The organism is Streptomyces sp. NPDC041814 (assembly GCF_055590565.1).
The window spans coordinates 231,994-245,513 of record NZ_JBVJAM010000004.1; the positions used below are offsets into that span (position 1 = coordinate 231,994).

The window sequence follows — 13,520 nt, forward strand, 5'->3', positions numbered from 1 at the left end:
TCACCCAGTCCCCCCGTGGCTGTCGTGTCCCTGTGCGCGGCGGCCGCGTACGGCCCGTTCCTGGTCCTGCAGACGGGGTGTCATCCCCGTATAGACATGGGTGAACATCTCGGCGGGGTCCACGGCGGGCGGCTCGGCGATCCGCTCCCGTAGCTCCGCGGCCAGCCGCTCGGCGTCGTCCGCGATGCGGGCGACCCGCTCCGCGTCGAGCACGCCCCGCGCCCGAAGGAAGTGTTCGAGCCGGACGATCGGGTCGCGTTCGCGCCACTTCCCGACCTCCGCCGGGTCCCGGTACCGGCTGTCGTCGTCCGCGTTGGTGTGGGCGGCGACCCGGTAGGTCACGGCTTCCACCAGGGACGGGCCCGCCCCGGCGCGGGCCGCATCGACGGCCTCGGACAGCACCTCGCTGACGGCGAGTACGTCGTTGCCGTCGACCACGTGTCCCGCCATCCCGTATCCGGGGGCCCGGTCGGCGATCCGCTCGGCGGCGGTCTGCCGGGACAGCGGCACGCTGATCGCGTACTGGTTGTTCTGGACGAGGAACACCACCGGGACGTTGAAGACCGCGGCGAAGTTGCACGCCTCGTGGAAGTCGCCCTCGCTCGTGGCACCGTCTCCCACGAGAGCGAGCGCGACGACGTCGTCCCCGGCCATCCGGGCGGCCTGGGCCAGCCCGACGGCGTGGAGCGCCTGCGTGGCGAGCGGTGTCGCCTGGGGTGCGGTGCGATGGGCGCGGGGGTCGTAGCCGCAGTGCCAGTCCCCCCGCATCAGGGTGAGGACGTCGACCGGGGCGACGCCGCGGCTCACCACCGCGACGCTGTCCCGGTACGTCGGGAAGAGCCAGTCCGTCGTCCGGAGGACGGCCGCCGCGGCGACCTGGCAGGCCTCCTGCCCCTCCGAGGAGGGGTAGACGGCGAGCCGTCCCTGCTTGGACAGGGCGGACGCCTGCTGGTTGAATCTCCGGCCGGCGACCATGCGGGCGTACAGGTCGAGCCACTGCTCGGCCGTGCCGCGTGGGCCGGATCCCGGAGCACCGGTCCACCGGCCGTGCTCGTCCAGTGAACGGCGCACGGTCCGCGCGGGGTCCGCCGCCTGCCGGGCGCCGCGACCCGGCACCGCTGCTGTCATCGCCATGGCGCTCCTCTCCCCTGCGTGTCGTACGGGACTCAGGTGCGGGGCAGCGCCTCGGCGCCGGTGGTCACCTCGGCGGTGGCGGCCAGTACCGTGAGCGCCGCGGCGTGCGCCTCCGGGGAGCCCGCCGCGCAGCAGTCCTCCAAGACCGTCACCTGCAGGTCGAGGTCGTGGGCGTCGCGGGCCGCCGAGAGCACGGCCAGTTCGGTGGAGACGCCGGCCAGCAGGAGCTTCTGGATGCCCAGACCGCGCAGTTGGAGGGCGAGCGAGGTGCCGTGGAAGGGGCTGAGCCGGTGCTTCACCAGGAGGGCGTCACCGGCCTCCGGCTTGACGGAGTCGTGGATGGCGGCGCCCCAGGTTCCGAGGCCGAGAGCGCCGTAGGCCGCGGCGCCGCCGAGTACCGGGGATCCGGCCGGGCACTCCCGGTAGGACTCGGAGAAGCCGAGGGTCACGTGGAATACGTGTACCCCCGCGTCACGGGCGGCCGCGACCGCCTCGGCCGTGGACTTCAGGACGCCTCGCCGCTCGACCTCGGCCGGCCAGCCGCCTCCGGCGAATTTGCCGTCCGCGTGGACGATCTCATTGACCATGTCGATGACGACGAGGGCGGTCCGGTCCATAGGTACCGTGCTCATGGAATTCCTTCTGGGTGAGGGGCGAAGAAGAGGATGTCTCGACCGGGTGCGGTGCTCAGCACCCGAGGGATCGTGCGATGATGTTCCGCTGCATTTCGCTCGTGCCTTCGCCGATCTCCATCATCTTGGCGTCGGCGTAATAGCGGGCGACCTCGTTGTCCATCACGAAGCCGCGGCCTCCGAAGACCTGCACGGCATCGTCCGCGGCACGCACACACGTACGACTGGCGACGAGCTTGGCCATGGAGGCCTGGCTTTCCCAGGGAATTCCGGCGTCCCTCAGTCCGGCGCAGTGCAGGGTGAGCGCCCGGGCCGCCGCGATATCGGCGGCCATGTCGGCGAGCTTGTGCTGCACGGCCTGGAATCCGGATATCGGCTGCCCGAACTGCACACGCTTTTTGGCGAATGCCACCGCACTGTCCAGGCAGGCCTGGGCCAGCCCCACGGATACGGCGGCGAAGGCCACCCGGCCCAGGGACAGCCCGTCCCCGAGGATGCGCATGCCCTGTCCGGGGGAGCCCAGGATGTGGTCGGCGGGTACCCGGCAGCCCTCGAAGGTCACCTCGCGGGTGTCCATGGACCGCCAGCCCAGCGTGCGGATGCGTTCCCCCGGGTGGAAGCCGGGCGTTCCGGCGGGGACCATGAAGACGCCGAACCCCGGGCGTTCGCCTTCGCCGCTGGTTCGTGCGGCGACCAGCAGGCCGTCGCTCAGCGGCGTACCGACGTTGGTGATGAAGGTCTTGCGGCCGTCGAGCACCCAGGAGTCGCCGTCGGGGCGGGCTGTCGTGGAGATCGACCGGAGGTCGGAACCGGCCTCGGGTTCGGTGATGGCGACGCCCGCGAGCTTTTCGCCCGAGGCGAGGCCGGGCAGCCAGCGTGCCTTCTGTTCCGGCGTCGCGTACATCCGGTGGATCTCGGTGGCCAGGATGTGCACCTCAAGCGTGAGGGCCAGCGTGACGTCGGCCGCGGCGATCCGTTCGAGTGCCTGGACGTACTCCAGGGTCGTGGAGCCGGTGCCCCCGTACTCCTCCTCGATCCGCATGCCGAAGAGGCCCGCGGCGCCGAGCCGGGCCAGGGGCCCGGCCGGGAATTCGCCGCTGAGGAAGTGGCTCTGCGCCGTGGCGGCGACGTGCTCCGCGCAGGCCTCTGCCCGGTCGGCCACCCCGATGCCGATTTCCGCTGCCGTGCTCAACTGGTCACCTCTCCCGGGACGGGCTGGTTCATGGGGGTGAGCCACGCCCCGTACCGCGGGTCCTCGCCCACGACCACGCGGCGGAAGCTCTGTGCCAGCGACACGGTGACCGGGCCGGGAAGCCCGTCGCCGATGCGCCGGCCGTCCAGCTCGACGACGGGGACGACCTCGGCCGCCGTGCCGGTGAGGAACAGTTCGTCGGCGGTGTACAGGTCGGCCCGGGTCAGGCTGCGCTCCTGGACCTCGATCCCGCGGTCCGCGGCGAGGGTCATGACGCTGTCCCGGGTGATGCCGGGCAGCGGGCCGTCGGAGAGCGGCGGGGTCACCACGCGGTCGCCGGTCACGCAGAACACGTTCTCCACGCAGGCGTCGGCGACGGTGCCCTGGGAGTTGAGGAGGATGGCCTCGTCGTAGCCATGCCGGGCCGCTTCGGAGCGGGCCAGCATCGAATTGAGGTAGAGCCCGCACGCCTTCCCGCCAGTGGGAAGGGCGTTGCCGGGCACCCGGCGCCAGCTGGAGACGCAGGCCCGGATGCCCTGGACCGCCGCGTCCGTGCCGAGGAACTTCTCCCACGGCCATACGGCGATCGCCACGCGCAGCGGGCCGGTGCCGGGGTCGATCCCCATCGTGCCCGACTCCGCGTGGACCAGCGGACGTACGTAGCACGCGGCGAGGTCGTTGGCGGCGACGAGATCGCGCACCGCGTCGGTGAGCTGCGCCGTGCTGTAGGGGATGTCCATGGCGTACATGGCGGCGGACCGGAAGAGCCGCCGCAGGTGGGCGTCCAGGCGGAAGGCCGCCGGGCCGCCGGCGGTCTCGTAGACCCGGATGCCCTCGTAGACGCCCCAGCCGTACTGGAGGGTCTGGTTCAGTACATGGACCTGGGCCTCGTCCCAGGGCAGCAGCCTGCCGTCCTGCCAGACGGCGGCCGTCCTCTCGACGCGCATGCGGGCCTCACTTCTCGCCGGGGGCGGTGGAGGCGCCGAGGGGCCGGCGCAGGGCGATCGAGTAGTAGAAGCTCCCGTCGCGCCGGGCCAGGACCTCCGCGTCGCCGAACATGGCGATGTGCTCGTCGGCGGTGACGAACGACTCCAGGGCGTACGGCACCTCCTCGACCGCGTGGGCGGCCAGCCATGCGCAGAACGCCGGGTAGTCGAAGGTGAGGTCACCGAGCAGCATGACCCCGCCCGGCTTGGTGATCCGGACCATCTCCTCGCAGGCGAGCTGCTTGTCGAGGATGCCCATGTGGTGCTGGAGGTACGGCGCGACGACGACGTCGTACTCCGCGTCGGGCAGCTCGGTGGCGCAGGCGTTGCCCTGGATCATCGTGGCGGTCGCCAGCCGCTCCTTGTACTCGGCGACGGTCATCGTGCCGGCCTGCCCGATGTCCGTCTCGGCCTGCGCGGTGACCTCGAAGGAGCCCTTCTGGGTCACTTCGAGCGGCTCCCACAGGAAGTCCAGGATGGAGACGGAGAAGTCTTCGAGGATTCCGGCCTTGCGAAGGGCGACGAGGTGGAAGTACGTGGCGATCGTGCCCTTCGACGCCCCGACGAAGAGAATCTTCCGACCGGGCTTGCGGGGCTCGGCGCCCAGCACGGCACGGGCCACCTCGCCCAGCGACTCCTGCACCTCTATGCGCTTCTTCCAGTCCGGGTGGTCGGTGGAGAAGGAGCTGTCCCACTCGGTGAACCGGGCCGTGGAGGAGGAAAGAAAGTGCCGCGAGTCGATGTAGCGCAGGAGCTGGAACTCGTCCTCCGTGATCGTGTGGCCGAGGATGCCTTCGGGAGTCACTGGCATGTCGATTCCTTTCCGAGAACCTCGAAGGCGCGCTCGAAGGCGTGCGCCGCGAAGTCGATTTCGCTTTCGTTGATCAGCAGCGGCGGGAAGAAGGTGATGCGGTCCTTCTTCACGTGGGTCACCACGCCGGCGTCCAGCAGTGCCGTGTTGACGCGCACGGCGGTGAGGGCACTCGGCCGGTCCCCGTCGTCACCGGTGTGGATGTCGATGCCGGTCATGAGTCCCGTCTGGCGGACGGAACGCACCAGCGGATGCCCCGTCAGCCACTCCAGGCGGCGCGCGAGCAGGGCGCCCAGCTCCCCGGCCCGAGCCGCGAGGTCCTCCTTCTCCACGATGTCGAGGACCGCCAGTGCCGCCGCGGCGGCCAGCGGGCTCCCTGACGAGGAGGAGCCGTGGCTGAGGACGGCCGACCGCCGGGCGAACGGCTCGAAGACGTGGTCGGCGGCGACGAGCGCGCCCAGCGGCAGGTATCCGCCGCTCAGCGCCTTCGCCATGACCGTCAGATCCGGCCGCAGGCCCACACGTTGACCGCCCATCAGGTAGCCGGTGCGCCCGAGACCGGTGGCGGACTCGTCGGCGACCAGCAGCGCGCCGGTCTCGCGGCAGATGGCCGTGAGGCGGTCGAAGAACTCGGCGGCGGGTGCGATGACGCCCCCGGCCGCGAGCACGGGCTCCACCACGACGGCCGCGACGCGCTCCGGTCCGAGTTCCGCGACGGCGGCCGCCAGCGCGTCCAGGCAGGTCCGCCCGCACGGGCCGGGGCCGCATCGTGGGCAGTCGCCCGGGCGGGGTCCGGGCACGGTGACGAGGCCTTCGGATGCGGCCCCGTACAGCTCGCGGTCGGCGGCGGAGTACAGGCCGCCCATCGCGAGCGTTCCCTGCGAACAGCCGTGGTAGGCGCGGTCGAACGTCACGACGAGGTTCCGCCGGGGTTCTCCGCGCAGCGCGAAGTACTGGCGCGCGACCTTGACGGCCGCTTCGACGGCCTCCGCCCCCGAGTTGATGAGCAGGACCCGCCCCGGCCCGCCGTAGCAGAGGCTCGAAAGCCGGCTGCCCAGCTCCTCGGCGACGGGATGCGTCATGCGGAAGAGGCTGGAGGAGGAGAGCGTGTGCAGCTGGTTCCGCACCGCTTCGTCGATGAGGGGGTGTCGCATCCCGCAGATCAGGGACAGACCCGAGAAGCCGTTGAGCAGCTGCTGTCCGCCGTCGGTGCGCAGCCAGGGGCCGTAGCCTTCCACAACCCTTACGGGCGGGCCTTCCAGGCCTATTTCCTCTGTGAACGCATGCCACAGCGGATACGAATCCGAATTATCTTCGGAACAGTCGATCACGCAGAATCCCCCCATGTCCGACATGGCTCACCGCAGACAGCAAGCTATTGCATTCGGAAGAAAATGAAAGGTGTCTGAGAAATGTTCCGGACCGCGCGTTTCGCGGATCCTGAAAACGGGCAACGCCGCCCGCTCGAACCCTGCCGAAGCAGGCTCGCCGCCCATCAGTCTCCGGCGCCCACCGCCCTGGCGACCGGTCTCCCCTTGCTGCCCGGACCACCCTCGCGCCCCGTCAACGCTTCCGACAAGAGTTCTAGAACGTGACGTACGTCACACGCGATTTTGCCCGATCGTCATGTTAACGTTACGCGCCTGTGGGCCCCCATTCACAATAGAAAGACCGCCATCGCGGCCATTTCAACGCGCCGCGCCCGCCCTTTTAACCGCGTCTTTACGGCCCGCTTACACCGCATTCTTCCGGCAAAACGAACGCCATCAGAAGGAATAGGGGTAGAGACATGCTCATTATGGTCACCGGTCCCGTGGGACGGTTTTCCGGAGCTTCCGAGGAGCAGCTTTCCGAGCGGCTGGCGAATATCGCTGAGGCGAGTCTCGGCGTCTACCGGAAGGGCCACACGCCGCTGGTGGGGGTGCACCAGGCGTACTCCATGCTGGACCTGATCGACGGGACGGAGGAGCAGGTCGGCATGGTCGCCGGCGTGTGCCTGGGGCTCGCGGCGCACTGCGACGCCATCCTCCACATAGGACGGTCCTCGGGCGTCGATCAGGAGATCGCGGAGTTCACCGGACGGGGGCGGCCCGTGTACGCGTCGTTGGACGAGGTCCCGGACGCGACGGAAGGTGCCGCCGCCCGATGACGCCTCCCACGGATTACGACGTCGTGGGGGTCGGGTTCGGCCCGTCCAACCTGTCGCTGGCCTGCGCGATCCAGGAGTGGAACGAGAACACGGAGTCCCCGCGGCGGCTCCGGGCGCTGTTCCTGGAGCGGAACGCCCACTTCGGGTGGTACCCGGACCTGCTGCTGCCGGCGGCCAAGTGCCAGGTGGTGTACGCGAAGGACCTGGCGACCACGCGTGATCCGCGCAGCCGGTTCAGCTTCCTGAATCACCTTCATCTCCGGGGCAGGCTCCACGAGTTCTTCGACGTGGGTGATCCGGTCCCCACCCGCCAGGAGTTCCACGGCTACTTCGAGTGGGCGGCCTCCGAGGTGGCGCCCATGGTCAGCTACGGCTCACGCGCCCTGGCGGTGACCCCGGTACGCGATGCCGGCACGGGCCGTACGGACGCCCTGACGGTACGGGTGGCGGACGGGAGCGGGGAGCGGACGGTGAGCACACGCACGGTGGTGGCGGCCATCGGCGGCAGCCCGGTGCTTCCACCCGCGGTGACGGCGCGGCCCGGTGGCCGTGTCTTCCACGCCGGGGAGTTCCTGTCGGCGTTCGAACGGCACTGCCCCGACCGGGGTGGCACGTACACCGTCGCCGTGGTCGGGAGCGGGCAGAGCGCGGCGGACATCGTCCTGTACCTGCTGAGCGAGTATCCCGGGGTCCGGGTCGAGTGGCTGACCCGTTCCTACGCGCTGCGGGCCGTGGACGCCAATCCGTTCGTGAACGCGTTCTTCCGCCCCGGAACCATCGACGTCTTCCACGCGCTGCCCGAGGACGCCCGGGTCCGGCTCAACAACGAGTTCTACAGCACCGGTTACGGGATCGTGGACCCCGGAACGCTTCAGGACCTCCACCGCTTCACGTACCAGGAAGGGCTTCGCGGCGGCTCCCGGCTCTCCCAACGCCCGCTCACCGAGCTGACGTCGGCCGCCGAGGAGGACGGCGCGGTCAGGCTCGGGCTGCGGGACGAGGACGGCACCGATGCGCTCGCCTGCGACGTGGCCGTCATGGCGACCGGGTACGTACGCACCACATCGGGCGAGCTCTTCGCACCGCTCGCGGACCTCGTCAAACGCGACGACCGGGGTGAACTGCGGCTGCGCCGCGACTACTCCGTGGACGGGCTGGACGACGCCGCCCAGGTCTATCTGCAGGGCTTCGCCGCCCGGTCGCACGGCATCGGCGACGAGGCGCTGTCCAACGTGGCCACCCGGGCCGGCGAGATCCTCCGCGCGCTCGTCGCAGAGGCGCCGGGCGGTTGACGGCCCGTGTGCGCAATGCCACGATGGACCAAGAGTTCTAGAACTCTTGGTCCATCGTGGCGCGTCCTCCGCAGACCGGCAGAGGCGCGGCAAGCCGCCCCGCGCGGCTCACTCCCGGGAGGGTAAAACGACATGACGGGCCATCTGCAGGGCGTACGGGAGACCGCCCGGGTCCTCGCGACACCCGGCAAGGGCGTCCTGGCCGCGGACGACGGCATCGGCAACCTGGAGGGCCGGTTCGCCGCCCACGGCCTGCCCTGCGTACCCGAGACCCGCCGCGCCTACCGCGAGATGCTGCTCACCGCCCCCGGGCTCGCGGAGTTCGTGAGCGGTGTGATCATGCACGAGGAGACCGTCGGCCAGCAGGACCGCGAGGGAGTCCCCCTGATCACCCGGGTGGCGACGGCGGGCATGCTCCCCGGTCTCAAGATCACCCCCGCGCCGGTCGAACCGGCCGAGCTGACGGACCGGCTGACGGCCGCCCGGGAACGCGGTGTCCGCTTCGCGAAGTGGCACGCCGTATACGAAACGAGCGGGACCGGCTCCGCCGCCCACGACGGACAGCCCCACCGGCTCGCGGTGTTCGCCCGCTGCTGCCAGGCGGCCGGCGTCGTCCCCATGGTGGAGTCCGACGTCCTCATGCGCGGCGCGCACACGGCCGAGGACTGCGGCCGGGTGACCGCGCGGGTCCTGTCCGCCGCGTACGCGGAACTGGAGTCCGCCGGAGTGGACGCGAGCGGCACCATCCTCAAGACCAACATGGCCGTGCCCGGAACCGACTGCCCCGTGCGGGCGTCCGCCGACGAGGTGGCCTCCCGGACCCTGGACGCCCTGACGGCATCCGTTCCCCCCGCGGTGCCCGTCGTCACCTTCCTGTCCGGAGGGCTCGCTCCCGTACCTGCCACCGGTCTGCTCGACACCCTGAACCGGACCGGCCCGCATCCCTGGGCGCTCACGTTCTCGTACGGACGCGCGCTGCAGGCACCCGCCCTGGCGGCATGGGCGGGCAGCCCCGAGGATGTCCGGCCCGCCCAGAAGGAACTGCTGCACAGGGCCCGCGCCAACAGCGAAGCCTGCCGCGGCACCTGGCGCGCGGAGACCGGATGGTCCGGCACCGCGCTCTGAACCGCTGAGAAGAACTCCCGCGTGTCACCGATGAGAGGGACAACCGTGGCGAACACCACCGTGGACGAGCGGCCACTGACGGCACGCTCGGGCCCGTACTTCGGCCGTTTCGGCGGCCGCTTCGTGCCGGAGGCGCTGATCACGGCGCTGGACGAGCTGACCGTCGCGTACGAGAACGCCCTGCTCGACCCCGCCTTCAGGCAGGAACTGGACGCGCTGCACCGGACCTACACCGGCCGGCCCAGCCTCGTCACCGAGGCCCCCCGATTCGCGGAGCACGCCGGCGGGGCACGGATCCTCCTCAAGCGGGAGGACCTCAACCACACCGGCTCGCACAAGATCAACAACGTGCTGGGGCAGGCTCTGCTGACCAAGCGCATGGGCAAGACCCGGGTCATCGCCGAGACGGGCGCGGGCCAGCACGGGGTCGCCACCGCCACCGCGGCCGCGCTGCTGGGCCTGGATGCCGTGGTCTACATGGGCGAGGTGGACACCGAGCGGCAGGCGTTGAACGTCGCGCGGATGAAGATGCTCGGTGCCGAGGTCATCCCCGTCACCTCGGGGTCGCGCACCCTCAAGGACTCCATGAACGAGGCCATGCGCGACTGGGTGGCCAACGTCGACCACACCCACTACCTCATCGGTTCGGTCGCCGGACCGCATCCGTTCCCCACGATGGTGCGGGAGTTCCAGCGTGTGATCGGCGTGGAGGCGCGGCAGCAGACGCTGGATCTGACCGGGCGGCTGCCCGACGTGGTGTGCGCCTGCGTCGGCGGCGGCTCCAACGCGATGGGCGTCTTCCACGCGTTCCTCGACGACTCGTCGGTGAAACTGCTCGGTCTGGAGGCCGGCGGGTCCGGACCGTCCCTGGGCCGCAACGCCGCGGCGATCGCCGGCGGTTCCACCGGTGTGCTGCACGGCAGCCGTACGTTCATCCTCCAGGACGAGCACGGTCAGACGATCGAGAGCGAGTCCATCTCCGCCGGTCTGGACTACCCGGGAGTGGGGCCGCAGCATTCCTGGCTGCACGACATCGGCCGCGCCTCGTACGAGCCCGTGACCGACGCGGAGGCCATGGAAGCCTTCAGTCTCCTCTGCCGGACCGAGGGCATCATCCCCGCCATCGAGAGCGCGCACGCGCTGGCCGGTGCCCTGCGGGAGGGCCGCCGACTCGGACCCGACGGCATCGTGCTCGTCAACCTCTCGGGGCGCGGTGACAAGGACGTCGACACCGCGGCCCGCTACTTCGGGCTGCTCGACAGCTCGCCCCAGGGAAGGGAAGCCGCCAAGTGACCGTCCTCACCACCCTTGAGAACGCCCGCGCGGAAGGCCGCGCCGCACTCTTCGGCTACCTGCCCGTCGGTTACCCCGACGTCCCGACGTCGATCCTGGCGATGAAGGCGATGGTCGCCGGGGGCGTGGACGTGGTCGAGGTCGGCATGCCGTACAGCGATCCGCTGATGGACGGGCCCCTCATCCAGCGCGCCACCGAGGCCGCCTTGCGCAACGGGACGGTCCCCGCGGACACCGTCACCGCCGTGCGCGAGGTCGCGCGTACCGGGACCCCCGCGCTCGTGATGACGTACTGGAACCTGATCGACCAGTACGGTGTGGACCGCTTCGCGTCCGACCTCGCCGAGGCCGGGGGCGCGGGCCTCATCACGCCCGACCTCATCCCGGACGAGGCGGCCGACTGGCACCGGGCGTCCGACGCGCACGGCCTGGACAGGGTGCATCTGGTCGCCCTGAGCTCCACCCAGGAACGCATCGAACGCGCGGTGGCCGCCTCCCGCGGTTTCGTCTACGCCGCCTCCCTGATGGGCGTGACGGGCGAACGGGGCGTGGTCAACAAGGACGCCCGCGACCTGGTGGAGCGGACCCGGAAGGCGGGCGGCCTTCCCGTATGCGTCGGGCTCGGCGTGAGCAACGGGGCGCAGGCGGCGGAGGTGGCGTCCTACGCCGACGGGGTGATCGTCGGTTCCGCGTTCGTCCGGGCGCTGGTGGAGGCTCCGGACGTCCCGGCCGGGCTCAAGGCCGTCGAGGCCGTGGCCCGGGATCTCGCGAACGGCGTCCGGGGCGGCTGAGCCGGGTGTGCGGTGTCCGCGGCCGGATTCCGGCCCGGGGGCACCGCACGCCTGCGTGGCCGTCGGCCGGTCCCCCGCGGGACGGCCCGGCGGCCGGGGCGGACCGACCGCCACTCCGGTGGAGAAGGTGCGTCGTGGGGCCGCGGTTCCGCCGGGTCCACGGAGTGCCACCCGGCGCGCCGACTGAGCGCGCCTGCAGGGCAATGGGGAGGCGACTCCCCTTCGACTGTGTGCATGGGGGAACATCTGTGCTCGATCAACAGCATCGCCGGATCCCGGTCAGCGGCCCGTCCACGGGGCTCGACACGAGAACGGCGCCCATCGGACAGACACGCATCGTGGCAAGCCCGCTCTGGGAAGGGGTGGCCGGCCTGTCGCTGCTGGCCGGCGACCGGGGCTGCCCGGCACCGTACGCCCCGTGGGCCCGCCGGGCCCGGCAGGCGCTGGACCGGCACCCCGGCGCGGATCCCAGGGCCTGGTTCGGCCGTCTCCCCCGTCGGCTCCCCTCGTTCCTTCTCCCGCCCCCGAGTTCGGCCCTGGACATCACCGGCGAGCTGGAGGCGCTGTGCGCCGTGCCCGAGGAGGCGGTCCTTGCCGAGCTGCACAGCCGCTTCCCCAAGGGCGTCCCCGAGGCGCTGCTGAGCTTCGCCCGCTCCCCGGCCTCGGCCCTCACCCGGTACGCGGAGCTCATGTTCGACTACTGGACGCTGGCGCTGGCTCCGCACTGGCCGGCGATGCGTTCGGCGGTCGAGGAGGAGGTCCTGGCGCATGCCCGGATCCTGGCGACGGAGGGAGCGGAGCGGATGCTCGGTCATCTCGCGCCCCGGCTGCCGCTCGCCCCGGGTCCGGTGTCGGCCGCCTCGCTCCCCGGATCCGGTGAACCCCTGCTGGTCGTGGTGCCGTTGCTGCTGGCGCACGAGTCGGGGCTGACGGCCCGGAGCGCGGACGGCTCCACGCTGGCCGTCGCCTACCAGGCCCGGGGCGTCGCCGTGCTGATGGACGGGCCGGACGGTACGGGGGCGCGCCGGGTGGATGGAGCCCCTCCGGCGGACCGTCTCGCGCTTCTTGTGGGGCGCGGCCGGGCCGCCGTGCTGCGGGCGCTGGTGACTCCGGGCAGCACCACCTCGATCGCGGCGGTGCTGGGCCTGGCCGCGAGCACGGTGTCGGAGCATCTGGCCGCGCTGACCTCGGCGGGCCTGGTGCAGCGGCACCGGGTGGGGCGCCGGGTGATGTACGAGCTGGACCGGTTCGGCCTGGAGCTCCTGGACTGGATGGAGGGCGGCCGCTCCGCGGCCTGAGGCTGTCCGGGCGGCGTTCATCCGAGCAGCAGCCCTCCCCGTCTCGACCGGCTCCGGAGGAGGCGGAACGCCGCCAGCGCCGCCAGCAGCCAGACCAGTCCGGTGAGGGCCGTCAGCCCGGCGGAGGCGGCGATCGAGGTGGCCGCCTCCCCGTCGGCGAGCCCTCTGACCGCCGCCAGCCCGTGGGTGACCGGCACTCCCCGGGCCACCACACCGACGGCCGTGGGCCAGTGGCCGACGGGGACGAGCGCACCGCAGAAGGCCGTGGTCGCCATGGTGACCACGGTGCTGATGACGTTGCGGGCTCCGGGGAAGAGCAGGGCCAGTGCGCCGAACACCAGAGCCATGCCGTAGGTGGCGAGCATGCTGAGGAGGATCAGCAGCACCAGGACGGGTGATCGCGGGAGCGACCAGCCGACGGGGAAGGGGATGGCCAGGACCAGCACGGCGATCGAGGTGGTCGCGGTCGCCGAGAGGGGCCAGGAGAGGGAGCGTCCGACGAAGTAGAGGCCGGGCTCGGCCGGCGACCCGGCCAGCGGGATCAGCGTACCCGCGTCGATGTCCCAGGTGCTGGAGGCGACTGCCATGAACGTCTCGGCGACGCCCGCCATCATCGCGGCACCGACGACCACGTACGCCACGTAGGAGTCGTCGCCCAGTGAGGTGGCCAGCAGGCTGTAGAAGGTCACCTGGCAGAGGATCCGGACGAGCCAGGCCCCGGCCCAGGTCTTCCAGGTGTAGAAGGCGCGGAAGTCGTGCGCGGCGACGAGCGCGCCCTGGCGGACCACTCTCGCGGCTCGGGTCGGTGCGATCATCT

Annotated in this window: 13 protein-coding genes; 6 read left to right on the plus strand and 7 right to left on the minus strand. The window is 71.3% G+C overall.

The genetic code is table 11. From position 1 onward, the window contains the following. From pdhA to ACZ6C6_RS13560, 6 genes are read right to left on the minus strand one after another with little or no spacing between them, the layout of a single operon-like run. On the minus strand, nucleotides 1-1,134 hold the full coding sequence (gene pdhA, locus ACZ6C6_RS13535; RefSeq protein ID WP_469202227.1) for a pyruvate dehydrogenase (acetyl-transferring) E1 component subunit alpha: 1,134 nt from the start codon (nucleotides 1,132-1,134) through the stop codon (nucleotides 1-3). 32 nt (nucleotides 1,135-1,166) lie between these two features. Next, nucleotides 1,167-1,766 carry a cysteine hydrolase family protein gene (locus ACZ6C6_RS13540; protein WP_469202229.1) on the minus strand — a complete coding sequence of 200 codons (600 nt, stop codon included), beginning with the start codon at nucleotides 1,764-1,766 and terminating at the stop codon, nucleotides 1,167-1,169. A gap of 55 nt (nucleotides 1,767-1,821) precedes the next feature. Further along, nucleotides 1,822-2,958 carry an acyl-CoA dehydrogenase family protein gene (locus ACZ6C6_RS13545; RefSeq protein WP_469202231.1) on the minus strand — a complete coding sequence of 379 codons (1,137 nt, stop codon included), beginning with the start codon at nucleotides 2,956-2,958 and terminating at the stop codon, nucleotides 1,822-1,824. Continuing rightward, entirely contained in the window at nucleotides 2,955-3,905 is a 951-nt protein-coding gene (locus tag ACZ6C6_RS13550; protein ID WP_469202233.1) for a branched-chain amino acid transaminase, read from the minus strand. Before ACZ6C6_RS13550 ends, ACZ6C6_RS13545 begins: the two co-directional genes overlap by 4 nt. Nucleotides 3,906-3,912: 7 nt before the next feature. Next, nucleotides 3,913-4,755 (minus strand): class I SAM-dependent methyltransferase, encoded by an 843-nt coding sequence (locus ACZ6C6_RS13555; RefSeq protein ID WP_469202235.1) that lies wholly within the window; start codon nucleotides 4,753-4,755, stop codon nucleotides 3,913-3,915. Further along, nucleotides 4,746-5,993 (minus strand): aminotransferase family protein, encoded by a 1,248-nt coding sequence (locus ACZ6C6_RS13560; protein WP_469202237.1) that lies wholly within the window; start codon nucleotides 5,991-5,993, stop codon nucleotides 4,746-4,748. Before ACZ6C6_RS13560 ends, ACZ6C6_RS13555 begins: the two co-directional genes overlap by 10 nt. A 575-nt stretch (nucleotides 5,994-6,568) precedes the next feature. On the opposite strand from ACZ6C6_RS13560, the gene ACZ6C6_RS13565 reads away from it, so the two are divergent. The 6 genes from ACZ6C6_RS13565 (at nucleotide 6,569) to ACZ6C6_RS13590 (ending at nucleotide 12,703) form a co-directional block, all read left to right on the plus strand. After that, nucleotides 6,569-6,904: a hypothetical protein gene (locus ACZ6C6_RS13565; RefSeq protein ID WP_469202239.1), complete on the plus strand. Its 336-nt coding sequence runs from the start codon at nucleotides 6,569-6,571 to the stop codon at nucleotides 6,902-6,904. Continuing rightward, on the plus strand, nucleotides 6,901-8,196 hold the full coding sequence (locus tag ACZ6C6_RS13570) for a SidA/IucD/PvdA family monooxygenase (protein ID WP_469202241.1): 1,296 nt from the start codon (nucleotides 6,901-6,903) through the stop codon (nucleotides 8,194-8,196). The genes ACZ6C6_RS13565 and ACZ6C6_RS13570 overlap by 4 nt, the downstream gene beginning before the upstream one ends. 132 nt (nucleotides 8,197-8,328) lie before the next feature. Further along, complete coding sequence (locus ACZ6C6_RS13575) at nucleotides 8,329-9,321, plus strand: class I fructose-bisphosphate aldolase (RefSeq protein WP_469202243.1); 993 nt, start codon at nucleotides 8,329-8,331, stop codon at nucleotides 9,319-9,321. Between the two features lie 45 nt (nucleotides 9,322-9,366). Next, a complete protein-coding gene (gene trpB / locus ACZ6C6_RS13580; RefSeq protein ID WP_469202245.1) occupies nucleotides 9,367-10,614 on the plus strand; it encodes a tryptophan synthase subunit beta in 1,248 nt (415 codons plus the stop codon). Beyond that, entirely contained in the window at nucleotides 10,611-11,405 is a 795-nt protein-coding gene (gene trpA / locus ACZ6C6_RS13585; protein WP_469202247.1) for a tryptophan synthase subunit alpha, read from the plus strand. Before trpB ends, trpA begins: the two co-directional genes overlap by 4 nt. Nucleotides 11,406-11,743: 338 nt before the next feature. Further along, a complete protein-coding gene (locus ACZ6C6_RS13590; protein WP_469202249.1) occupies nucleotides 11,744-12,703 on the plus strand; it encodes an ArsR/SmtB family transcription factor in 960 nt (319 codons plus the stop codon). Between the two features lie 17 nt (nucleotides 12,704-12,720). Here ACZ6C6_RS13590 and ACZ6C6_RS13595 read toward each other — a convergent pair whose 3' ends face one another. After that, nucleotides 12,721-13,518, minus strand: a complete 798-nt coding sequence (locus ACZ6C6_RS13595; RefSeq protein WP_469202251.1) for an ABC transporter permease — start codon at nucleotides 13,516-13,518, stop codon at nucleotides 12,721-12,723. Nucleotides 13,519-13,520: the final 2 nt, after the last annotated feature.